This window comes from Chromobacterium sp. Panama, assembly GCF_003052555.1.
Taxonomy (GTDB): Bacteria; Pseudomonadota; Gammaproteobacteria; order Burkholderiales; family Chromobacteriaceae; genus Chromobacterium.
The window spans coordinates 992,259-1,014,133 of the sequence record NZ_QARX01000001.1 but is presented as its reverse complement, the minus strand read 5'-3'; the positions used below and the strand labels follow the sequence as shown (position 1 = coordinate 1,014,133).

Here is a 21,875-nt window from a genome sequence, read left to right as displayed (position 1 = left end):
TTGCGGCTCGGTCAAAAACTGCGCGTCCGCCCCAAGCCACAACGGGACGCACGGCAATGGTTACAGTGTATAAACGATGGCGCGCCGGCAATCAATGCAGCGCGTTGTAAATCTTCTCCGCCAGGGTGCGGCTGATGCCGTCCACCTGGGCCAGGTCGTCCATGCTGGCGGCGGTCACGCCGCGCAGGCCGCCGAAGCGCATCAGCAGCTGTTGCCGGCGCTTGGCGCCCACGCCCGGAATCTCCTCCAGCGTGGACGCGGTGCGCGCCTTGGCGCGCCGCGCGCGGTGGCCGGTGATGGCGAAGCGGTGGGCTTCGTCCCGCACCGTCTGGATCAGATGCAGCGCAGGATGGTCCTGCCGCAGCTGCAGGCTCTTGTCCAGATAAGGCAGGATCAAGGTCTCCAGGCCCGGCTTGCGTTCCTCGCCCTTGGCGATGCCGACGATGGGCAGGTTCAGGCCGATTTCGGCGAACACTTCCAAAGCCACGCCCACCTGCCCCTTGCCGCCGTCGATGAACACCGCGTCCGGCAATTTGCCGTCGCCCGCCGCCAGCTTGCCGTAGCGACGTGACAACACTTCGCGCATCGCCGCGTAATCGTCGCCGGGCTTGGCGGTTTCGATATTGTAGCGCCGGTATTCGCCGGGCTGCATCGCGCCCTTGTCGTAGATCACACAGGACGCCACCGTGGCCTCCCCCATGGTGTGACTGATGTCGAAGCACTCGAAACGGCCGGCGCCCTCCAGTTCCAGCACCTCGTTGAGCTGGGCCAGCCGCTGGTTTTGGGTGGCCTTGCTGCTAGCCCGCTGCATGATGGCCAGCGCTGCGTTCTTCTCCGCCATTTCCAGCCACACCCGCCGCTCGCCGATGGGATTGCTGGCGATGGCCAGCTTGCGCTCGGCCTGCCGCTCCAGATGCTGGCGCAGGGTCTCGGAAATCTCGCCGTTGATGATGATGGCCGGCGGCAAGGGCGCCCCCAGATAATGCTGGGCCAGGAAGGCTTCCAGGCTGTCCGCCAGTTCCCCCTCCTCCCCGCTGACAGGGAAAAAGCTCTTGTCTCCCAGATGCCGGCCGCCGCGTATCATCACCAGATTGACGCAAAGCATGCCCTCCTGCTGCACCGCGGCCACCACGTCGCAATCCTGCTGGCTGGAGTTGCTGGACACGAACTGCTTCTCCTGCACCCGCGCCAGCGCCTGGATCTGGTCGCGCAGTTCCGCCGCCTGTTCGAACTCCATCGCCTCGGCCGCCGTCATCATGCGCTGGGTCAGGCCGTCGATCAGCTCGCTCTGACGGCCTTGCAGGAAGGCCACCGCGCTGGCCACGTCGCGCGCGTAATCGTCCTTGGAGATATGGTCGACGCAGGGGCCGGAACAACGCTTGATCTGATACAGCAGACAGGGACGGGAGCGATTGGCGAACACCGCGTCCTCGCAAGTGCGCAGCCGGAACACCTTTTGCAGGATCTGGATGCTCTCGCGCACCGCGTAGCCGTTGGGATAGGGGCCGAAATACTGGTGCGGCCGCTTGGGGTCGCCGCGGTAATAGGCCATTTGCGGGAAGGCGTGACCGCTCAGCATCAGATAGGGATAGGACTTGTCGTCGCGGAACAGGATGTTGTAACGCGGCGTCAGCGCCTTGATCAGGTTGTTTTCCAGAATCAGCGCTTCCGCCTCGGAACGCGTGACCGTGGTCTCGATGCTGGCGATCTGGCGCACCATCAGCTGGATGCGCGGCGACTGGTCGTTTTTCTGAAAGTAGGAACTGACCCGCCGTTTCAGGTCTATCGCTTTGCCGACATAAAGCACGCTGCCCGACGCGTCGAGCATTCGATACACGCCGGGCAGATTGGGCAGGGAAGCCAGTACCGCCTTGTAGTCAAAAACCGGTTTCGTCACTTATTTTCCGCACCAGGTTTGCACATTGGCCTGCGCCTGGGTAATCAGCTCGTTGCGCTGGGCGTCGGTGGCCAGCGCATTGGAACCCGGCATGCGGATGCGGCTATTGGTCTGCACCGAGGCCAGCTGATTGCGCGCGTTCTGGCAATTCTGCTCGCGGATCTTGGCGTTGGCCTCCACGATCTTGGCGTTTTCCGCCGCGATCTTGGCGTTTTCCCCGCCGGCGTCCTTGCCCGACGCTTTCTTGCTTTCCTTGGCCGGAGCCGATGCCGGCGCCGGCGCGCGCGTATTCATGCGGCGGGCGTTGACGCTGGCCGGCGGCTGGTCCGAATACACGGTTTTTCCGGCCTCGTCCTTCCATACATAGACTTCCGCGCTGGCGGCGGAGGAGCCCAGCAAAGCCAGCAAAAAGGTCCATACTAAGGTTGACTTCATCATCGACTCCCTGACCCGAATGCGCTGCAGATACTCAAATTGTAAGGCCTGCGCGGCCTGCGAGCAAAAAGGTAACAGGGTTGCGGGCGGAAAGCCCCTTTTTTTGCAATAGCGACAATGCCTCGGTATAATGCCGCTTTGCCGCAAAGGAAACGCCAAGATGCGTATCATCGAGAAAGCCTATACTTTCGACGACGTTCTCCTCGTCCCGGCCCATTCTGAAGTTCTGCCGCGCGACGTAGTTCTCTCCACCAAGCTTACCCGCAACATCACCCTGAACCTGCCCCTGGTGTCCGCCGCCATGGACACGGTGACCGAAGCCCGTCTCGCCATCGCCATGGCTCAAGAAGGCGGCATCGGCATCGTGCACAAAAACATGGACCCCGCGAAACAGGCCAGCGAAGTATCCAAGGTGAAACGCCATGAAAGCGGCGTGGTCAAGGATCCCATCACCATCGCCCCGGACATGCTGGTGCGCGATCTGGTGCTGCTGACCCGCCATCACAAGATTTCCGGTCTGCCGGTGATCGAAGACGGCAAAGTGGTCGGCATCGTCACCAACCGCGACCTGCGCTTCGAGACCCGTCTGGACCAGAGCGTCGGCTCCATCATGACCCCGCGCGAGCGCCTGATCACCGTCAAGGAAGGCGCCAGCATCGACGAAGCCCGCGAGCTGATGCACACCCACCGCCTGGAGCGCGTGCTGGTGATCAACGACGCCTGGGAGTTGAAGGGTCTGATCACCGTCAAAGACATCATCAAGACCAGCGAACACCCCAACGCCAATAAGGACAACCAGGGCCGTCTGCGCGTAGGCGCCGCGGTCGGCACCGGCGGCGACACCGAAGAGCGCGTGATCGCGCTGGTGAAGGCCGGCGTGGACGTGATCGTGGTCGACACCGCCCACGGCCACAGCCAGGGCGTGATCGAGCGCGTGCGCTGGGTCAAGAAGAATTTCCCGGAAGTGGACGTAATCGGCGGCAACATCGCCACCGCTGCCGCCGCAATGGCGCTGGTTGACGCCGGCGCCGACGGCGTCAAGGTCGGCATCGGCCCCGGCTCCATCTGCACCACCCGCATCGTAGCCGGCGTGGGTGTGCCGCAGCTGACCGCCATCCACAATGTGTCCGAAGCGCTGAAGGGCACCGGCGTGCCGATGATCGCCGACGGCGGCATCCGTTTCTCCGGCGACATTTCCAAGGCGCTGGCCGCCGGCGGCAATTGCGTGATGCTGGGCGGCATGTTCGCCGGCACCGAGGAAGCCCCGGGCGAAGTCGAGCTGTTCCAGGGCCGCTCCTACAAGTCCTACCGCGGCATGGGCAGCCTGGGCGCGATGAGCCAGGGCTCGTCCGACCGCTACTTCCAGGACAACGAAGGCAATGTGGAAAAACTGGTGCCGGAAGGCATCGAAGGCCGCGTGCCGTACAAGGGCTCCATCGGCCAGGTGATCCACCAGTTGGTGGGCGGCCTGCGTTCTTCGATGGGCTACCTCGGTTGCGCCACCATCGCCGACATGCACGCCAAAGCGGAGTTCGTGGAAATCACTTCCGCCGGCATTCAGGAATCCCACGTCCACGACGTGCAGATCACCAAGGAAGCGCCGAACTACCACGTATCCCGTTAAGACCCGACGTCGTCAGGCATCCTTTACGGCAAAACCCGCGCCAAACGGCGCGGGTTTTTTCATGGCTGAACCACCAGCGCGCTCAGAACGTGTTTACAATCTCGCGAGCTAAGGCGAGACAAGGCGAAAACGAGCGAAAAAGCGGAATGTACTCGTGGTACATGAGCATTTTGAGCTCGGTTTCAACGCCGTATTGCCGACGCGCAGCAGATCGTAAACAGGTTCTCAGACCAGCGACAACATCAGCCGAGTGCGCAAGGCGGTGGGCGGATTGTCGTAAGGCGAATTCAAATACTCTTCCACGCACGGCACCTCGCCGAGCGCGCGCCCGCTGCCGGGCAGCCAGTGCCGGTACAGCCAGGACCAGGCCGTGGACAGTTCCGCGTACGGTCCCAGATGCGTCACGCAAGCGTACTCTCCAGCGGGAATCTCCCCCCATTCAAACCCATCCGGCAGCGTCCGGTCCTGCCAGGAGTCCGGCACCGTCACGCAGGCGATGGAGCGCAGCTTGGCCTCCTCCGTCTGTTCCGTATCATCCAGATACATCCCGAATGTGCGACCTGGCGCGTCGCCGGCCGCGCAAGCCGGGCTGATGGCCTGTAAAGCGCCGAAGGCTTGGCCGATCTCCATATAACTGCCGATATGGCGGCGCATCAGCACCTTCAGCCCCTTATCCTGCTTGAGCAATGTCACTTCATGCATAACGGTCTCCCAGTCTTGCCTAGAAATGAACGCTCTGCGCTGGCGATAGCGGCCCGGACTCTCGCCGTAAGCCCTGGCGAAGGCCCGGACGAAGGCCGCGGTGCCGCCGTAGCCGGCGCGCGTCGCCACCCTAGACAAAGGCAGCGAGCCGCCGTCCAACTGCCCGGCCGCGCGATGCAGCAACAGCCGCTGCCGGGTCTCTCCCACCGTTTCGGCCATCAGGCCGCGATACACGCGGTGAAAGTGAAAGGGCGACAAGCAGGCCTCCTCCGCCAATCTTTCCAGCGGCACCGGCCCATCCAGATGGCGCCACAGGTAGTCCAGCACCCGCAGCATCCGCCACAAATACGGCGAATCCGGGCCGCCGTTGCGATAGAGCGTTCTCATGAAGTGAGCTTATCCCGCATCGATTGATTCGTTTTGCTGAGTTGGCTGTTGCAGCAGCAACCATTGCATGCGCTGGCACAGCTCCACCACGTAGTCCCACACCACGCGGTAGCGCAGCGTGCGGCGGATGTCGCTGCGGCCGCTGATCCAGTAAGAGCGGATGATGCGCAGTTCCGGCAACAACTGGCGCAGCCGCGCGTCGTCGTAGGTCAGATAATACGGCAATACCGCGATGCCGCCGTCGGCCAGCGCCGCCTGCTGCTGGCCCACCACGCTGGTGCAGCGCAGAGGGATCAAGGGGTTGCGGCACAGGCCGCGATGGAACATCAGTTCGCGCGAGAACAGCAGATCGTCGACATAGCCGACGATGGGATGCCCGGCCAGGTCCTCGCGCTCGCGGATGGGCGCATGCGCGTCCAGATAGGCCGGCGTCGCGTACAGGCCCAGGCAGTAATCGGTCAGCTTGCGCGTCACCACCATATTGGCCTGCGGCCGCTCCAGCGCGATGGCGATGTCCACCTCGCGGTTGGTGATGCTGACAAAGCGCGGCACCGACACCAGATCGATCTCCAGCGCCGGGTAACGCTCCGTCAGCCGCGGCAGGTGCCGCGCCAGAAACAGCGAGCCCAAGCCCTCCGGCGCGCCCAGCCGCACCAGGCCGGCCACCTCCACATGGCCCACCCGCGCCTCGTCCTGCATCCGCGACGCGGTGTTTTCCAATTGCTCGGCCAAGGGCAGCAACTGCCGGCCGGCCGCGGTCAGTTGATAACCGTCCGGCTGCTGCACGAACAGCGGCTGGCCCAGCTGCCGCTCCAACTGTTCGATATGCCGGGCCACCGTCGCATGCGTGGTGCGCAGCTGCCGGGCCGCCGCCAGCAGCTTGCCGCTGCGCTGCAAGGCCAGAAAATAACGGATGTCGTTCCAGTCGAACATCAAGCCCTCCCCGTGTTTATGGTGCGCTTGCACACAAATATGACAGGCTTCAATTGCGCGGCTGTTAGAAAACTAACAGCTGTTGTTCCACTCTGGCTATTCCCAGGCCGGCCCGGCTTGATCTTATATGGTGGCGATACAGACGTCATAGGAAAGCGCGGCATGCAGGCATTGGCGGACACATTCGACTACATCATCGTCGGCGCGGGCAGCGCCGGCTGCCTGCTGGCCAACCGCCTGTCGGCCAATCCGCGACACCGCGTGCTGTTGCTGGAAGCCGGCGGCGAGGACAACTATCCGTGGATACACATCCCGGTCGGCTATCTCTACTGCATTGGCAATCCGCGCACCGACTGGTGCCTGCGCACCGCGCCCGAGGCAGGCCTGGGCGGACGCAGCCTCAACTACCCGCGCGGCAAGGTGCTGGGCGGCTGCTCCTCGATCAACGGCATGATCTATATGCGCGGCCAGGCCGCGGACTACGACGGCTGGGCGGCGCAGGGCTGCTCCGGCTGGAGCTGGGACGAGGTGCTGCCGGACTTCCTGCGCATGGAGGACCACTTCGACAGCGCCCGCGCCCAGCACGGCCACGGCGGCGAATGGCGGGTGGAACGGCAGCGGCTGTCCTGGGCGATCCTGGACGCCTTCCGCGACGCCGCGGAGCAGAGCGGCATCGCCCCAGTGGACGATTTCAACGGCGGCGACAACGCTGGCTGCGGCTATTTCGAAGTCAATCAGCGCGGCGGCCTGCGCTGGAACACCGCCAAGGCTTTTTTGCGCCCGGTGCGCCAGCGCCCCAACCTCACCGTGCTGACCCATGCCGAGGCGGAAACCCTGCTGCTGGAGGACGGCCGCGCCACCGGTATTGCATTCCTGCAACAGCGGCAACGCTGGCAGGCGCGCTGCCGCGGCGAAATCATCCTGGCCGCCGGCGCCGTCGGCTCCCCGCTTTTGTTGCAGCGCAGCGGCATCGGCCCCGCCGCGCTGCTGCAAGAGCACGGCGTCGCCGTGCGTCACGCGCTGCCCGGCGTCGGCGCCAATCTGCAAGACCATCTACAACTGCGCATGGTATTCAAGGTCAGCGACGCGCGCACGTTGAACCAACTGGCCAATAGCTGGAGCGGCAAGCTGGCCATGGGCTGGGAATACCTGTGGCGGCGCAGCGGCCCGCTGGCGATGGCGCCCAGCCAGCTAGGCGCGTTTGCCGCATCCGGCCCGGAACAGACGCGCGCCAATCTGGAATACCATGTGCAGCCGCTATCGCTGGAACGCTTCGGCGAGCCGCTGCACCCCTTCCCCGCCTTCACCGCCTCGGTGTGCGACCTGCGTCCGCTCAGCCGCGGCCGGGTCGCCATTGGCGGCGCCGGCCTGGACGCCGCGCCGCTGATCCAACCCAACTACCTCAGCCACCCGCGGGACCGCGCCGTCGCGGTGGCCGCGCTGCGGCTGACCCGGCGCATCGTCGCCGCGCCGGCGCTAGCGCGCTACCGGCCGGAAGAATACCTGCCCGGCCTCGCCGCCCAGAGCGATGCGGAGCTGGCCGCCGCCGCCGGCCGCATCGGCACCACCATCTTTCATCCGGTCGGCACCTGCAAAATGGGACAGGATACCGAGGCGGTGGTCGATGCCAGACTGCGCGTTCACGGACTATCCGGACTAAGAGTGGCGGACGCCTCCATCATGCCCGCCATCACCTCGGGCAACACCAACTCGCCCACGCTGATGATCGCGGAAAAAGCCGCCCGCATGATTTTGCAAGACCGCGCCGCGCAGGACTGAGCGCCGCGCGACATCGGAATCCATCCAAACAGAGGAAGCCCACTTCCCGCCCCACAACTTGTCGCAAAGCCACACCAAGAGGAGACAGCACCATGAGCAGCACCCTGACGCCCGCCGCCACGGCGGGACACGCGATCAGCGGCTCCGAGCGCAAAGTGATCTTCGCCTCGTCGCTGGGCACCGTTTTCGAGTGGTACGATTTTTTCCTGTACGGCGCGCTGGCGGCGGTGATCAGCAAGCAGTTCTTCGCCGGCGTCAATGAAACCACCGCCTTCATCTTCGCCTTGATGACCTTCGCCGCCGGCTTCCTGGTACGCCCCTTCGGCGCGCTGCTGTTCGGCCGGCTGGGCGATATGATAGGCCGCAAATACACCTTCCTCGCCACCATCCTGATCATGGGCGTGTCCACCTTCCTGGTGGGCCTGCTGCCCGGCTACGCCAGCATAGGCATCGCCGCGCCCATCCTGCTGGTGGTGCTGCGCATGCTGCAGGGCCTGGCGATAGGCGGCGAATACGGCGGCGCGGCCATCTACGTGGCCGAACACGCGCCGGATCACAAACGCGGCGCCTACACCAGCTGGATCCAGGTCACCGCCACCGCCGGCCTGCTGCTGTCCCTGCTGGTGATCCTGGCCTGCCGCAAACTCACCGGCCCGGCTTTCGACGACTGGGGCTGGCGCCTGCCCTTCCTGCTGTCGCTGGCGCTGCTGGCCATCTCCACCTGGATCCGGCTGTCCATGCACGAATCGCCGGCCTTCCTGAAAATGAAGGCCGAGGGCAAGCATTCCAAAGCACCGCTGACCGAATCCTTCACCAATTGGAAGAACCTGCGCATCGTGCTCACCGCGCTGTTCGGCATCAACGGCGGCCAGGCGGTCACCTTCTATTGCGCGCAGTTCTACTCGCTGTTCTTCCTCACCCAGATCCTCAAGGTCGATTCACAGATCGCCACCCAGCTGCTGGTGATGTCGCTGCTGATCGCCGCGCCGCTATTCCTGTACTTCGGCTATCTGTCCGACCGCATCGGCCGCAAGCCGGTGATGCTGACCGGCCTGCTGCTGGCGGCCTTGCTGACCTTTCCCGCCTTCAAATGGCTGACCGCCTATGCCAGCCCGGACATTGCCAACGCCGCGCGCCAGGCGCCGGTGGTGGTGGTGGCGGACCCGGCCAGCTGCCGCTTCCAGTTCGATCCGGTGGGCAAGGCCAAGCTCAGCAGCAGCTGCGACCAGGCCAAGGCCCTGCTGGCCAAGAACGGCGTGCCCTATCAGCGCCAGGCGGCGCCCGCCGGCGGCGAAACCCAGATCAAGGTGGGCGAACAGACGCTGACCGGCTTCGACAAGGCCGCGTTGCTGGCCGCACTGAAGCAGGCCGGCTATCCGGACAAGGCCGACCCGGACAAGATCAACTACCCGATGGTGGTGGCCGTGCTGGTGCTGCTCAGCCTGATCGCCGCCATGGTCTACGGCCCGCTGGCCGCCACCATGGTGGAATTGTTCCCCACCCGCATCCGCTACACCTCGATGTCGCTGCCCTACCACATCGGCAACGGCTGGATAGGCGGCCTGTTCCCCACCGTGGCCTTCTCGCTGGTGGTCTACACCGGCGACATCCTCTACGGCCTGTGGTATCCGGTCATCGTCTACAGCGTCAGCTTCATCGTCTGCCTGTTGGGCTTGAAGGAGACTCATAAGGCCGACATCCATCAATAAGACTCGCTAACAAAACCCCTGACCCTGCGTTGCGCCTCCTTGTCGTACTATTTGTACTGCCTGTGTCGGCGCGCCTTGGCTCAGGTACGCTGCGCGGTTTTGTTAGCGACTCTAAGCGCCCTTCCCATCCGCACGGCGAACCTCCCGGTTCGCCGTGTTTCTGGGTAGACTGGGGCTTTCATCCCACCGCTCGCGCCGCCATGCCGATTCAACGCCTCAGCCAGTCCGAAACCCTGACCCTCAACCGCCACCGCCATCATCTGCGTCGTTGGGGCCCGCGCGACGCGCCGCTCTTGGTGCTGCTGCACGGCTGGATGGACAGTTCGGCCACCTTCCAATTCCTGGTGGATGCGCTGCCGGACAGCTGGCAAGTGGCGGCGCCGGACTGGCGCGGCTTTGGCGACAGCGACTGGAACGACGGCAGCTACTACTTCCCCGACTACCTGGCCGATCTCGACGCGCTGCTGGACGCGCTGTCGCCGCAACAGCCGGTCAAGCTGCTGGGCCACAGCATGGGCGCTATGATTGCCGGCATCTACGCCGGCATCCGCCCCGAACGCATAGAAAAGCTGGTGCTGGCCGAAGGCTTCGGCCTGGCCGCCACCAAGCCGGCGGAAGCGCCGGGCCGCTATGCGCGCTGGCTGCGCGAAACCCGCGCCGCGCCGGAGTTCGGCGATTTGCAGTCGCTGGACGCCGTGGCCGCCAAACTACTGGAGCGCAACCCCAGGCTGACGCCGGAGCGCGCCCAATGGCTGGCGCGCGAACTGACCCGCCAGCGCGACAACGGCCTCTACTACCGCGCCGATCCGCGCCACAAAATGGTCAACCCGGTGCTGTACCGACTGGAAGAAGCGATGGCTTGCTGGCAGCGCATCAGCGCGCCGGTGCTGTGGGCGCTGGGCGGCGACACCGACGACCACCCGCTGGCCAAGAGCGTGGCCGCCAGCATGACGCAGCGGCGCGCCTGTTTCGCCCAACTCCAGGAAACCGTGATTGCCGACGCCGGCCACATGCTGCAATGGGAGCAGCCGGAAGCGCTAGCGGCGGCGATCCACGCGTTTTTCAGTCAGCCCCAATAAGAGCCGCTAAGAACCTGTTTACGCTCCGCTGCGCGTCGGCAATACGGCGTTGAAACCCGCTTCGAAATGCTCATGTACCACGAGTACATTCCGCTTTCTCAGCCGTTTTCGCCTTGTCTCGCCTTAGCTCGCGAGATCGTAAACACGTTCTAAGAAAACCTCGCAGAGAACCTGAGCCAAGGCGCGCCGACGCAGGCAGTACAAGTGGTACGACAAAGAGGCGCAACGCAGGATCAGGAGTTTGGTTAGCGGATCAAAAAAAAGCGCGGCCAAGCCGCGCTTTTCATCTGCCTTCCACAAACTCAAACACCTAGATAACGCCGCTCCAGGTGCGCCTTGAAATGCGCCGGATTCAGCGTCTCGCCGGTGGCGCGCCGCACCAGTTCGTCCGTGCTCCAGCGGCTGCCCTGGCTCCAGATATGGGTGTTCAGCCAATTGAAGATGGGCTCCAGATTGCCGGCCGCCACCTGCGCGTCCAGCTCCGGCTCGGCGCGGCGCAGGCTGGCGAAATACTGCGCCGCGTACATCGCGCCCAGCGTGTAGCTGGGGAAATAGCCGAAGCCGCCGTCGGTCCAGTGGATGTCCTGCATGCAGCCGTTGGTGTAATTACCGCGGGTGTCCACGCCCAGATAGGCCATCATCTTCTCGTCCCACAGCGCCGGGATGTCCTCGGCCTCGATCTCGCCGTCCATCAGCGCGCGCTCGATTTCGAAACGCAGGATCACATGCGCCGGATAGCACAACTCGTCGGCGTCCACGCGGATGTAACCCGGCTGCACCCGGCTATACAGGCCTTGCAGATTTTCCAGTGTAAACGCCGGCTGCTCGCCGAAATGGCTGCGGATCAGCGGCGCGATCAACTGCAGGAAGGCCGGGCTGCGGCCCAGCTGCATCTCGAAGGACAGACTCTGGCTCTCATGAATGCCCATGGAGCGCGCGCGGCCCAGCGGCTGTTCCAGCCAGTCCTTGGGCAGGTTCTGCTCGTAACGGGCGTGGCCGGTTTCGTGAACAATGCCCATCAGGCTCTGGACGAAGTCATCGTCGCGGTAGCGGGTGGTGATGCGCACGTCTTCCGGCACCCCGCCGCAGAAGGGATGGCTGCTGACATCCAGCCGGCCGCCGTCGAAGTCGAAGCGCAGCAGCTTCATCGCCTCCACGCCCAAGGCGCGCTGCTGCGCCACCGCGAACGGCCCCACCGGCTCGATCACCGTTTCCGACGCCTGCTTGGCGCGCGCGCGTTCGATCAGGCCCGGCAGCCAGGACTTCACCTCGGTGAAAATGCGCTCGATCTCCGCGCTCTTCATCCCCGGCTCGTACTTGTCCATCAACGCGTCGTAACGGCTGCCGCCGCTGGCCTCCGCCAGCAAGCGGCCCTCCTCGCGCGACAGTTTGACCACCTCGCGCAGGTTTTCCAGAAAGCCCTTCCAGTCATTGGCCGGGCGCTGGCTGCGCCAGGCGTGCTCGCAGCGCGCGCCGGCCAGGGTTTTGGCCTCCACCAGCTCCGCCGGCAGCAGATTGGCCTGCGCCCATTCGCGGCGCATCTCGCGCAGATTGGCGCGTTGCAGCTCGTCCAGGTTTTCCTGTTCCGCCGCGTCCAGCTGCTCCTTCAGCTGCGGCGCGGTGATGATGCCGTGAGTCAGCACCCCCAGCTCCGCCAGCGCGGCGGCGCGGGCGTCGTTGCCCTTGCTCGGCATCATCGCCGCCTGGTCCCAGCCGGCGATGGCGCCGAGGTGGTTAAAGCGGTGCAGGCGGGCGAAAGTGTGGGTTAAAGCCTGGTAGGCGGATGTGTGCGTCATCTTGTCTCCTCTCTATAAAGAACCGATTTACGATCTGCTGCGCGTCGGCGATACGGTGTTGAGAACCGCTGTAGAATGCTCATGTAGCGCTACTCCTTCCGCTTTCTCAGCCGCAACGCCTGGTCTCGCCCCAGCTCGCGAGATCGTAAACACGCTCCACTTGTCAAAGCATGATGCCATCAGACTATTTGATCTGACAACTTCCGCCCCAAAATCCGCCAAAGCCGCGTATTGACAAGGATTTTGATTTTGTACATTATCAATATTCTATGACTCGCATGAGGTAAAATCATGCCATCCATCGCCGCCCAACTCTTTCTCGCCTACCAGGACCGCGACTGGGAGCGCGCGCGCCGCCTGCTGCGCGACGACGCCGTGATGCTGTGGCACTGCAGCGGCGAGTGCTTCCGCGGCGCGGACGCCATCGTCCACGTCAACCGCGTTTATCCGGAGGGCTGGAGCATACGCCTGCTGCAGGACAATCTACTGGCCGACGGCCGCTGGCACGTGGTGGCGCAGGTGGACCACGGCGAGGCGCGCTTCTTCGCCAATTCCCTGTTCACGCTGGAACACGGGCTGATCAGCCAGATCGAGGAATACTGGGCCAGCGCCGAAGCGCCGCCGGCCTGGCGCGCGGGCTTGCCGGGCCGGGCCAGGCTGGAAGCCGCGCAGCCGGCTTGAGGCCGCGGGAACGGAAGCGTTGGGGGATGAAATAGCGGGCCCGTCGGTTCGCCTCAAGCCGCCGGCTGGCCGGCGTTGCGCGCCTGGGCTTGCGGGAATTGGTGCCAGTAATAGAAGTACTCGCGCACCAGCAGCAAAAAGGTGTTTTTCAGCTCCGCCTCGCGCAGATGCAATAACACCGCGTCCACCATCATGCGGAAGCTGTCGCCCTGGATGGGCTGGCCGTCCAATAGATAGAGCAGGGATTTGAGCAGGCGCTCGCGCAGATGGATGTCCGGCTCGGACATGCCGTCCTCGAACAGCTTGCCCAGGTAGAGGCCCAGCGACGGCGGGAAGCGGGAGAAGCCGTCGCGCTCCATCCGCGTCAGCAGCCCTTCCCAATCCGTCTCCAGCCACACCCGCACATTGCGCACCGAAAAACCGCTGCGCGCGGTGATCTCCACCACTTTCTTGGTATCGCCCAGCCAGAAGTAATAGAACTCGCGGGTACAGGTCAGCGCCAGCACCTGCTCGTCCGGCGAGCAGGCCTGCAGCAGGCGTTCACAAGGACCGCGGAAGCCTTCCGCGTTGCGCTCGACGCCGTCCAGCCAGGGCAGCAGCAGTTCCAGAATGCGACGCCTCTCGTCGATCACCTGAGCCGGCGCGCCCTGACGCGCCAACAATCGCATATAAGCTTCCAGCGCCGCCTTCAAATCGCTCATGCCCTTTCCCCAGCCCTCCCGGATGCCGCGACTGCCCCGAATGCGAAAGCGAGCCGTTCTTGGCGGCCCGTCCTGAGCGTGCGTTCGCGCCCACCGTCACGCGTCATGCGCACAGCGGGCGAACTGCTCTTATTTTCGGACAGAAATGTTGCAGACTCCAGACGGGATTCGCGGCGACGCGGTCATTTTCCCAAGCGTGGAGGCCATCCTCGCCTTGTCTCGCCCTAGTTCGCGGGACCTTGAGCAGCCGCCAAGACCGGCGTCAGGCTCAGGCGCAAATCCGCGCCCACCATGCGCGCGTCGCGTATGCTCAGCCGCTGCTTGTCGGCCAGGTCTTCCAGCGGCGGCCAGGCGAACAGGCCGCGCGCGGCGTCGCCGGCCAGCGACGGCGCCAGGTAGAGCACGATCTCGTCCACCAGCCCGGCGCGCAACAGCGCGCCGTTGAGGCCGGCGCCGGCTTCCACCATCAGCATATTGACGCCGCGTTGCGCCAAGGCCGCCAGCAAAGCCGGCAGATCGGCATGGCCGTCGGCCAGCCCCGGCAGGGTCAGAAGCTCCGCGCCAGCGCGGTAGGGCTCCAAACGCGCGGCCAGGTGATCGCAGGTGGCCAGCAAGGTGGCGCCGTCCTGATAGATGCGCTGTTCCGGCCGCGTGCGCAGATCGCTGTCCAGCACCACCCGCAGCGGCTGGCGCTCGCAGGGGACTTCGCGCACCGTCAGTTGCGGATCGTCGGCCAGCACGGTGCCGCTGCCGGTGAGCACCGCGCAGTGTTCGGCGCGCAGGCGATGCACATCCCGCCGCGCCTCCGGGCCGGTGATCCATTGGCTGCGGCCGTTGAGCAAGGCGGTCTTGCCGTCCAGCGTGGCGGCGGCCTTGAGCGTGACCCAGGGGCGGCCGCGCTCGACGCGCGACAGAAAACCGCGATGCACTTGCCGCGCCTCGGCTTCCATCAGCCCGGCGTCGGCGGCGATGCCGGCGGCGCGCAGCATGGCCAGGCCGCGGCCGGCCACTTCATGGTAGGGGTCCACCATCGCCGCGGCCACCCGGGCCACGCCCTCGTCGATCAGACGCCGCGCGCACGGCGGGGTGCGGCCGTGGTGGCTGCACGGCTCCAGCGTGACATAGGCGGTGGCGCCGCGCGGGGACAGGCCGCGCGCCAGACAGTCCTTGATCGCCTGGATTTCCGCGTGATCGCCGCCCACTTCCAGGGTGGCGCCCTCGCCGATCACCGCGCCGTCGCGCACCAGCACGCAGCCCACGCCCGGATTGGGCGCGGCGCGGCGGGTGGCCGCGGCGGCCAGCCGCAACGCGCGCTGCATGTGACGATGGTCATCGGCGGAATAATTCATGATTCATTGCTTCCATTCTTGAGCCAGCAGGCTGTACTGCCTGGCGTCGCAATAGCGGCCCTGCAACAACAAGTACTCGCGCAGCACGCCTTCGTAGCGGAAGCCCAGCCGCTCCGCCACCGCGCAACTGCGATGATTGTCCGCCGCCGCGTCTATCGCCACCCGGTGCAGACCCAAGGGGCCGAAGGCTTCGGCCAGCAACAGGCGCAGCGCCGCCTGCATCACGCCCTGCCCCACCTGGCGGCGGTCCAGCCAATAGCCGACGAAGGCGTGGCGGTTCAAATCGTCGATGGCGTGCAGATCGCAAACGCCGGCCAGCGCGCCGTCGCGCAATACCAGCCAAGTATAGGCCTTGCCGATCTGACGGCCGACGGCGGCGGATTCCAGAAAAGCGCGGGAGTCCGCCTCGGAGCGGGTCAGGGGCTCCCACGGCATCCACGGCCGCAGCGCATCGCGGTTGGCGTTGATCAGCGCGAACAGCGCCGGCGCGTCGGACAACTCCGGCGCGCGCAGCGAAACATTGGAAGGCAGGGGTTCTACCATGGAGGGCACCCGCGATGACGGAAGAATAGAGCAGTCTACTCCAGCCGCCCGCCGGTCGGTCAATGCGAAGACTTCTGGATTTCCTTGATGGCGTCGGAAAACTCGGACACATCCTGAAAGCTGCGGTACACCGAGGCGAAACGCACATAAGCCACTTTGTCCAGGCGCGCCAGTTCGTTCATCACCATTTCGCCGATCTCGCGGCTGGAGACTTCGCGCTCGCCCAATTGCAGCAGCTTGTGACAGATGCGGTCTATCGCTTCGTCCACCAAGGCGGTGGGCACCGGGCGCTTGTGCAGCGCGCGCAGGAAGCTGGTGCGCACTTTCTCGATGTCGAATTCCGAACGGTGGCCGGCGGTTTTCACCACCTGCGGCATGCGCACGTCGGCGGTTTCAAAGGTCGTGAAACGCTTCTCGCACACCGGGCAGCGCCGCCGCCGCCGGATGCTGCTGCCGTCCTCACTGACGCGGGAGTCGATTACCTGAGTATCGGCATTGCCGCAGAACGCGCATTTCATGACTTAATCCTAAGGGTTCCAATGTAGGGATGTTATCAGCAATGCGCAGTCAAGTTAATGCCGCTATCGCCCGCCCATGAAAAAGACGCCCCTGGGGGCGTCTTTCAGCGGCCGAGACCAGCTTGGCTTATTTGGAGTACACCGGGAAACGATGGCACAGCGCGGTGGCTTGCTCGGCCACGCGGGCGATCAGCGCGTCGTCGTTCGGGTTGTCCAGCACGTCCGCCACCAGATTGGCCACCTGGATGGCTTCGGCTTCCTTGAAGCCGCGGGTGGTGATGGCCGGGGAGCCTATGCGGATGCCGGAGGTCACGAACGGGGTTTCCGGGTCGTTCGGAATCGCGTTCTTGTTCACGGTGATGTGGGCGCGGCCCAGCAGCGCGTCGGCCGCCTTGCCGGTCAGGCCCTTGGCGCGCAGGTCCACCAGGAACACATGGCTCTCGGTGCGGCCGGATACGATGCGCACGCCGCGCTCGCCCAGGGTCTTGGCCATGATGGCGGCGTTCTTCAGCACTTGTTCCTGATACACCTTGAACTCGGGCAGCAGCGCTTCCTTGAAGGCCACGGCCTTGGCGGCGATCACGTGCTCCAGCGGGCCGCCTTGCAGGGTCGGGAACACATTGCTGTTGATGCTCTTCTCGAACTCGGCCTTGGCCAGGATGATGCCGCCGCGCGGACCGCGCAGGGTCTTGTGGGTGGTCGAGGTCACGAAGTCGGCGAACGGCACCGGGTTCGGGTAAACGCCGGCGGCGATCAGACCGGCGTAATGCGCCATGTCCACCATGAAGTAAGCGCCGCATTTCTTGGCGATCTGACCCATGCGCTCGAAGTCGAAACGCAGCGCATAAGCGGAAGCGCCGCCGATGATCAGCTTGGGCTTGGTTTCCATCGCTACGCGCTCCATGTCGTCGTAGTCGATTTCTTCCTTGTCGTTCAGACCGTAGGCGACGATGTTGAACATCTTGCCGGACAGGTTGGCCGGGGAGCCGTGGGTCAGGTGGCCGCCGTGGCCCAGGTTCATGCCCATCACGGTGTCGCCCGGCTTCAGGATGGAGAAGTACACCGCCTGGTTGGCCTGGCTGCCGGAGTGCGGCTGCACGTTGGCGTATTCCGCGCCGAACAGCTGCTTGACGCGGTCGATGGCGAGCTGTTCCACCACGTCCACGTGTTCGCAACCGCCGTAGAAGCGCTTGCCCGGGTAGCCTTCGGCGTACTTATTGGTCAGTTGGGAGCCCTGGGCTTCCATCACCGCGGGGCTGGTGTAGTTTTCCGAGGCGATCAACTCGATGTGATCTTCCTGGCGTTGACACTCGGCCGCAATGGCGGCGGCGAGTTCGGGGTCGAATTTGGCAATCGTCTGGTCAGCAGCGAACATCTTTGACTCATCCATCAAAGGGTTAACGATGCGGGCATTCTACACGAAATGCCGGAGCGAAATCCTTAACGTGAAGCAATTGCGAGAGGCAACGACAAGCCCCTGCGCGCCACTTCCATCGCCCCCACACCCCACCAGTAAGGAGACAAAGCCACAGCGATTTGCAGCCCAGCATTGGATAAAGCAACAATGCCAAGCGCCCATGGATCGCTTTGCAAGGGCTACGACCTTGCTTGCATCTCACTCTTGTGGCAAGCGCCCTCTTCCAATGGTTCGTCTCAGTGGAGAAAGATGAATGTTTTGGCTGGAGCAAAACCAAGCCATGCCCACGGAGTGGTTCGCAGGTGCGCCCACGCCGGATCAGCGCTCCGCGTGGGTGGGGAATATCTACCGTGTCCCCTTAGCCCATCATGCCGATGGCTTCTTCGAAGTCGTGCCATTTGTTTTTAGCGCCTACCGCTACCTAATGTATTTTGCCAGCCTGGCGGGAGAAGTGCCTGGAGACGATGAGCAGGAGGTACGTGACTTTATCCGGACTTGGGCGCATGACTTTGAACCCGATATGCGCACAAGCCGGTTGGTAAAGTTCATGCGAGCCGACGCTATCAGCCGCGACCATATCTACGAGCCGGCCTCATGGCGCCTGGACAACCCCCGCCAAATTTTCAGTTTTGGGCAACATTTACTTGAAATTGTTGTCTACCATAGTCGGCTTGTATCTGAAACAAGGCAGTACTTTTACAAGCCGGCTCCGGGGCTTGGCAGGTTCTATGATAGAGTTTGTCACTGTAATCACCTGCTCATACAAGAACTGGGTTTTAGCGCCATCCACAACGCGGGGCTTGAGGATACGGGGTATATCGGCTATGAAAAACAGCGTTAAATCACCCAATGCCAAGAAGCGGGTCTATGTGTCCCAGAGCACCGCCCACAGCTTGGCTAAGCTAAGCCATGATCTCGGTGAGGCTTGTTCCAAAGGAACTGTAGTCAAGGTGGAATCCAACCCACCATCATCGAAGAAACCGCCAACGCGCAAACTGCGCGTGGTTTGAAAAAAGCGCCGGACACCCGGCGCTTTGTCTTTCATTCCCTCACTCTCGGCTATCCACCAGAATCAGCTCGGCGTCTTCGCTGGCGACGATGCGCAACAGCGCTTCATCCTTAATCGCCGCGCCGTCGCGGGCTTGCAGCGCCACGCCGTTGACTTCCGCCCGGCCGCGGGCCAGCACCAGATAGCCGCGGCGCTCCGCGCCCAGCGGATAGTCCGCGCTTTCGCCGGCTTTAAGGGTGGCGCCCAGCACGCGGGCGTCGGCGCGGATGGGCAAGGCCTGATCGTCGCCGTCCATGCCGCTGGCCAGCGCGACGAAGGCGCCGGAGCGGTCCGCCTTGGGAAAGGGCTTGCTACCCCAGGACGGGTCCCCGCCGCGTCGCTCCGGCATGATCCAGATCTGGAAGATGCGGGTGTCGACGGCTTCCAGATTGTATTCGGAATGCACGATGCCGCGGCCGGCGCTCATCACTTGCACGTCGCCGGCCTCGGTGCGGCCCTGGTTGCCCAGATTGTCGCGGTGGCTGATCGCGCCTTCGCGGACATAGGTGACAATTTCCATGTCCGCGTGCGGATGCGGCGGGAAGCCGGCGCCCGGCGCGATGACGTCGTCGTTCCAGACCCGCAGCGCGCCCCAGTGCATGCGCGCCGGGTCGTGGTATTCGGCAAAGGAGAAATGGTGCTTGGCGTCCAGCCAGCCATGATGGGCGCCGCCCAAGGCGGCGAAGGGACGATGCTCGATCATATGGTCCTCCGATATTGTGGCGAGGCGCCGCCTGCGCGGCGACGCGTCCGATGCAGCCACTATACGCAGCGGGCCAGGGGCTGATAAGCCGAGGGATCGAATAGCATTCTTTCCATTTTTGATGCAATCAATGCGATATAGCGCTTTTTAAACGCTAAAATTGGAATCCATCCACTCAGCCCCTGCTCTAGCCATGAAACGACTGCCCGATCTGGAAGCCTGGGCGATTTTCGCCAAGGTGGCGGAATGCGGCTCCTTCGCGCGCGCCGCCGCGGAACTGACGCTGTCCCAGGCCACGGTGTCCAAGGCGATTTCCCGCCTGGAAGCCCGGATGAAAACCATGCTGTTGCACCGCAGCTCGCGGCGGCTGTCCTTGACCGAGGCCGGCCACGCCGCGCTGGAGCGGGCCAGCCGCATCCTGGCGGAAGGCGAGGCGGTGGAGGCCGACATCGCCGAGCAATCCTCCAGCTTGCGCGGGCTGGTGCGGGTGACTGCGCCGATGTCCTTCGGGCTGTCTCATCTGGCGCCGCTGCTGCCGGAGTTCATGGCGCGGCATCCGGAAGTGGAGCTGGATTTCCATTTCAGCGACGAGCAGGTGGACCTGGTGGCCAAGCGCCTGGACCTGGCGCTGCGCATCGCCTCGCTGGCCGATTCCAGCCTGCTGGCGCGTCGCCTGTGCTCAGTGCGCATTCTGTTGGTGGGCTCGCCGGCGTATTTCGCACGCCACGGCCGGCCCAGCCATCCCCGCGAGCTGTCCGCGCATCGCGCGCTGTTGTACAGCAACGCGCCCGGCGGCGAGTTCTGGCGCTTCCGCCACGCGGAGCAAGGCGAATTCGCGCTGGAAATGCCTACGTCGCTGCGGGTCAACAACGCCGAGGCGCTGACGCCGGCGCTGCGCGCCGGCCTGGGCCTGGCCTTGCAGCCGGAGTTTCTGGCCTGGCGGGACTTGCAGGCCGGCGAGCTGGAAACCGTGATGATGGATTGGCAGGTGGACCCGATCGCGCTCTACATCCTGACGCCGCCGGGCCGCAGCCGACCGGCGCGGGTGCAGGCCTTGATCGACTACCTGGCGGCGCGGCTGGCCGTCGCGCCGTGGGCGGATTGCCGTTAGCGGCTAACGATAAGCGCAATGACAAAGCCCCGCTCGAGGCGGGGCGTGATCACCGGACAAGGCGGGACAAGGCTTACAAATCGTCGGCGGTGAAGAACAGCGGCACGCCGTCCTTGCTGTCCGGATGCAGCTCGGCCAGCACATGCACTTCGCGCACATGGCATTCCGCCATCAGTTCGCGGAAGCTTTCCTCGATCAGCGGCACAGTGTCCAGCGCCGCCAGCGGCCAGACGAAGGCTTCCCAGTTGCGCTCGTCGCCTTCGGCGGACAGGGTGATGTGCAGTTCGCCGTTGTCGTGGGCGGACAGGATGGCCACCGGCTCCTTGTTCAGTTCGCGCAGTCTGCGGATCTGGCTGCTGGCGAACACCTGCATCGCCACCTCGAAGCGAGCGTAGTTGCCGGCCACCATCGCCTGCATCGCCGGCATCGGCGGGCGGGCGATGGGGAAGAGCGTCACGCCGTCGGCCTTCAATTGCTCGCCCAGGAATTTCATCAGCGGCATGCCCCAAGCGCCCACCGCGCCGCCCAGGCGCAGCGGCGGCTCCGCGCCTTCCGGCTGGATCGCGACGCCCAGCAGGTAGCGCAGGAACACGCCCTCTTCCTTCACCGTGACCGGCGCCGGCTGTTGCGGCAGCAGCGCGCGCGCATGGGCCGGATCGCGGTTCAGCTTATAGAGCTGGGCGGAGTCCAGCCCCACCACGCTGTCCGGATGCAATAACGCGCCGCCCAGAGCGACGTCGGCGTCGGCGGCGAACACGCCGTGCTCGCGCAGCAATTGATTCAGGCCGGCCGCGTCGGCGATCTCGCCCGGCAGCGTGGTCTGGTTCTTGCTGCCGGCCACCAGCACCAGCGGCATGGCGAAGACGATGGCGCGGCCGCCGCCGGTGTTTTCCACCGCGTCGCGCAGCGCGTCCCACACTAGTTGATAGCATTGCTGAGACGGCACCATGGCCAGCGCCACCGAGATGGACAGCAGTTCGCCGCGCGCCAGCATCTCGGCCATCGCGTCGCGCACCGCGGAGAACCACATTTCCCGATCGGACTCGGTCTTGGCGTTCAACGCCGACTGGGCGTTGTGAATCAGCATATTGGTCAGCGCCACTTGCGGGTGGTACTGGCGAGGATCGGGAAGGGTGTGGCGTACGGCGTCCATGAAGGGGAATCCTGCGGCAATCGGAAAACCGCTATTTTGGCACAGCTGCGACAGCCATGGTGCGCCGCGACAGCGGCGGCCTCGGCCGCGATGTACCAGATGCGCGACAGAAAATTATAATTTCACACATTTGCGAAAAACAACATGTTGACACTCGATACCGCAATCTGGATAATTCGTTCTCGTTGAGATGCAGCAATTGCTTCTTGATAGTTTCTCCTCTATTTCTCCTTTGTAGACTTGGCGCGGACCTAACGGTACCGCGCATTTTTTTTGCCTTTTTCCGGCGACGCCCCATGCTAAGCAAACG

At 64.4% G+C, this 21,875-nt stretch carries 19 protein-coding genes; 7 read left to right on the top strand and 12 right to left on the bottom strand.

What is annotated here, in order from left to right:
* Positions 1-91: 91 nt before the first annotated feature.
* Positions 92-1,897, bottom strand: a complete 1,806-nt coding sequence (uvrC, locus tag DB032_RS04805; RefSeq protein ID WP_107798478.1) for an excinuclease ABC subunit UvrC — start codon at positions 1,895-1,897, stop codon at positions 92-94.
* A complete protein-coding gene (locus tag DB032_RS04800) occupies positions 1,898-2,332 on the bottom strand; it encodes a DUF4124 domain-containing protein (protein ID WP_158274239.1) in 435 nt (144 codons plus the stop codon). It lies immediately after the preceding gene.
* A 160-nt stretch (positions 2,333-2,492) separates the two neighbouring features.
* Between DB032_RS04800 and guaB the strand changes: the two genes are divergently transcribed.
* Positions 2,493-3,956 (top strand): IMP dehydrogenase, encoded by a 1,464-nt coding sequence (gene guaB / locus DB032_RS04795; protein ID WP_107798476.1) that lies wholly within the window; start codon positions 2,493-2,495, stop codon positions 3,954-3,956.
* 225 nt (positions 3,957-4,181) lie between these two features.
* On the opposite strand, the gene DB032_RS04790 is transcribed toward guaB, so the two are convergent.
* Both DB032_RS04790 and DB032_RS04785 read right to left on the bottom strand, forming a co-directional pair.
* On the bottom strand, positions 4,182-5,045 hold the full coding sequence (locus tag DB032_RS04790; RefSeq protein WP_107798475.1) for a GyrI-like domain-containing protein: 864 nt from the start codon (positions 5,043-5,045) through the stop codon (positions 4,182-4,184).
* A gap of 9 nt (positions 5,046-5,054) precedes the next feature.
* Positions 5,055-5,978 (bottom strand): LysR family transcriptional regulator, encoded by a 924-nt coding sequence (locus DB032_RS04785; RefSeq protein ID WP_107798474.1) that lies wholly within the window; start codon positions 5,976-5,978, stop codon positions 5,055-5,057.
* 162 nt (positions 5,979-6,140) lie between these two features.
* On the opposite strand from DB032_RS04785, the gene DB032_RS04780 reads away from it, so the two are divergent.
* The 3 genes from DB032_RS04780 to DB032_RS04770 all read left to right on the top strand — a co-directional run bounded on the left by DB032_RS04780 (position 6,141) and on the right by DB032_RS04770 (position 10,545).
* Positions 6,141-7,757 carry a GMC family oxidoreductase gene (locus DB032_RS04780; RefSeq protein WP_107798473.1) on the top strand — a complete coding sequence of 539 codons (1,617 nt, stop codon included), beginning with the start codon at positions 6,141-6,143 and terminating at the stop codon, positions 7,755-7,757.
* 92 nt (positions 7,758-7,849) lie between these two features.
* Positions 7,850-9,466 carry an MFS transporter gene (locus DB032_RS04775; RefSeq protein WP_107798472.1) on the top strand — a complete coding sequence of 539 codons (1,617 nt, stop codon included), beginning with the start codon at positions 7,850-7,852 and terminating at the stop codon, positions 9,464-9,466.
* Positions 9,467-9,666: 200 nt separating this feature from the next.
* Positions 9,667-10,545 carry an alpha/beta fold hydrolase gene (locus DB032_RS04770; protein ID WP_107798471.1) on the top strand — a complete coding sequence of 293 codons (879 nt, stop codon included), beginning with the start codon at positions 9,667-9,669 and terminating at the stop codon, positions 10,543-10,545.
* Between the two features lie 302 nt (positions 10,546-10,847).
* On the opposite strand, the gene DB032_RS04765 is transcribed toward DB032_RS04770, so the two are convergent.
* Positions 10,848-12,341: a carboxypeptidase M32 gene (locus DB032_RS04765; protein ID WP_107798470.1), complete on the bottom strand. Its 1,494-nt coding sequence runs from the start codon at positions 12,339-12,341 to the stop codon at positions 10,848-10,850.
* A gap of 291 nt (positions 12,342-12,632) precedes the next feature.
* On the opposite strand from DB032_RS04765, the gene DB032_RS04760 reads away from it, so the two are divergent.
* Positions 12,633-13,022 carry a nuclear transport factor 2 family protein gene (locus tag DB032_RS04760; protein WP_107798469.1) on the top strand — a complete coding sequence of 130 codons (390 nt, stop codon included), beginning with the start codon at positions 12,633-12,635 and terminating at the stop codon, positions 13,020-13,022.
* Between the two features lie 53 nt (positions 13,023-13,075).
* On the opposite strand, the gene DB032_RS04755 is transcribed toward DB032_RS04760, so the two are convergent.
* From DB032_RS04755 to glyA, 5 genes are all read right to left on the bottom strand, one after another.
* Positions 13,076-13,723, bottom strand: a complete 648-nt coding sequence (locus tag DB032_RS04755; RefSeq protein WP_107798468.1) for a hypothetical protein — start codon at positions 13,721-13,723, stop codon at positions 13,076-13,078.
* A 224-nt stretch (positions 13,724-13,947) separates the two neighbouring features.
* Positions 13,948-15,072: a bifunctional diaminohydroxyphosphoribosylaminopyrimidine deaminase/5-amino-6-(5-phosphoribosylamino)uracil reductase RibD gene (ribD, locus tag DB032_RS04750; protein ID WP_107798467.1), complete on the bottom strand. Its 1,125-nt coding sequence runs from the start codon at positions 15,070-15,072 to the stop codon at positions 13,948-13,950.
* Positions 15,073-15,075: 3 nt separating this feature from the next.
* Positions 15,076-15,615 carry a GNAT family N-acetyltransferase gene (locus DB032_RS04745; RefSeq protein WP_146176579.1) on the bottom strand — a complete coding sequence of 180 codons (540 nt, stop codon included), beginning with the start codon at positions 15,613-15,615 and terminating at the stop codon, positions 15,076-15,078.
* Between the two features lie 59 nt (positions 15,616-15,674).
* A complete protein-coding gene (nrdR, locus tag DB032_RS04740) occupies positions 15,675-16,133 on the bottom strand; it encodes a transcriptional regulator NrdR (protein ID WP_019100637.1) in 459 nt (152 codons plus the stop codon).
* Positions 16,134-16,260: 127 nt separating this feature from the next.
* The gene (glyA, locus tag DB032_RS04735) at positions 16,261-17,508 is read right to left on the bottom strand and encodes a serine hydroxymethyltransferase (RefSeq protein WP_081550486.1); all 1,248 of its coding nucleotides are present in this window, start codon (positions 17,506-17,508) and stop codon (positions 16,261-16,263) included.
* A 295-nt stretch (positions 17,509-17,803) separates the two neighbouring features.
* On the opposite strand from glyA, the gene DB032_RS04730 reads away from it, so the two are divergent.
* Positions 17,804-18,391 carry a hypothetical protein gene (locus DB032_RS04730; RefSeq protein ID WP_107798465.1) on the top strand — a complete coding sequence of 196 codons (588 nt, stop codon included), beginning with the start codon at positions 17,804-17,806 and terminating at the stop codon, positions 18,389-18,391.
* Positions 18,392-18,599: 208 nt separating this feature from the next.
* On the opposite strand, the gene DB032_RS04725 is transcribed toward DB032_RS04730, so the two are convergent.
* On the bottom strand, positions 18,600-19,301 hold the full coding sequence (locus tag DB032_RS04725) for a pirin family protein (RefSeq protein WP_107798464.1): 702 nt from the start codon (positions 19,299-19,301) through the stop codon (positions 18,600-18,602).
* Between the two features lie 193 nt (positions 19,302-19,494).
* Between DB032_RS04725 and DB032_RS04720 the strand changes: the two genes are divergently transcribed.
* The gene (locus DB032_RS04720; RefSeq protein ID WP_107798463.1) at positions 19,495-20,412 is read left to right on the top strand and encodes a LysR family transcriptional regulator; all 918 of its coding nucleotides are present in this window, start codon (positions 19,495-19,497) and stop codon (positions 20,410-20,412) included.
* 73 nt (positions 20,413-20,485) lie between these two features.
* Here the strand turns inward: DB032_RS04720 and DB032_RS04715 are convergent, their stop codons facing one another.
* Positions 20,486-21,565 carry a hypothetical protein gene (locus tag DB032_RS04715; protein WP_107798462.1) on the bottom strand — a complete coding sequence of 360 codons (1,080 nt, stop codon included), beginning with the start codon at positions 21,563-21,565 and terminating at the stop codon, positions 20,486-20,488.
* Positions 21,566-21,875: the final 310 nt, after the last annotated feature.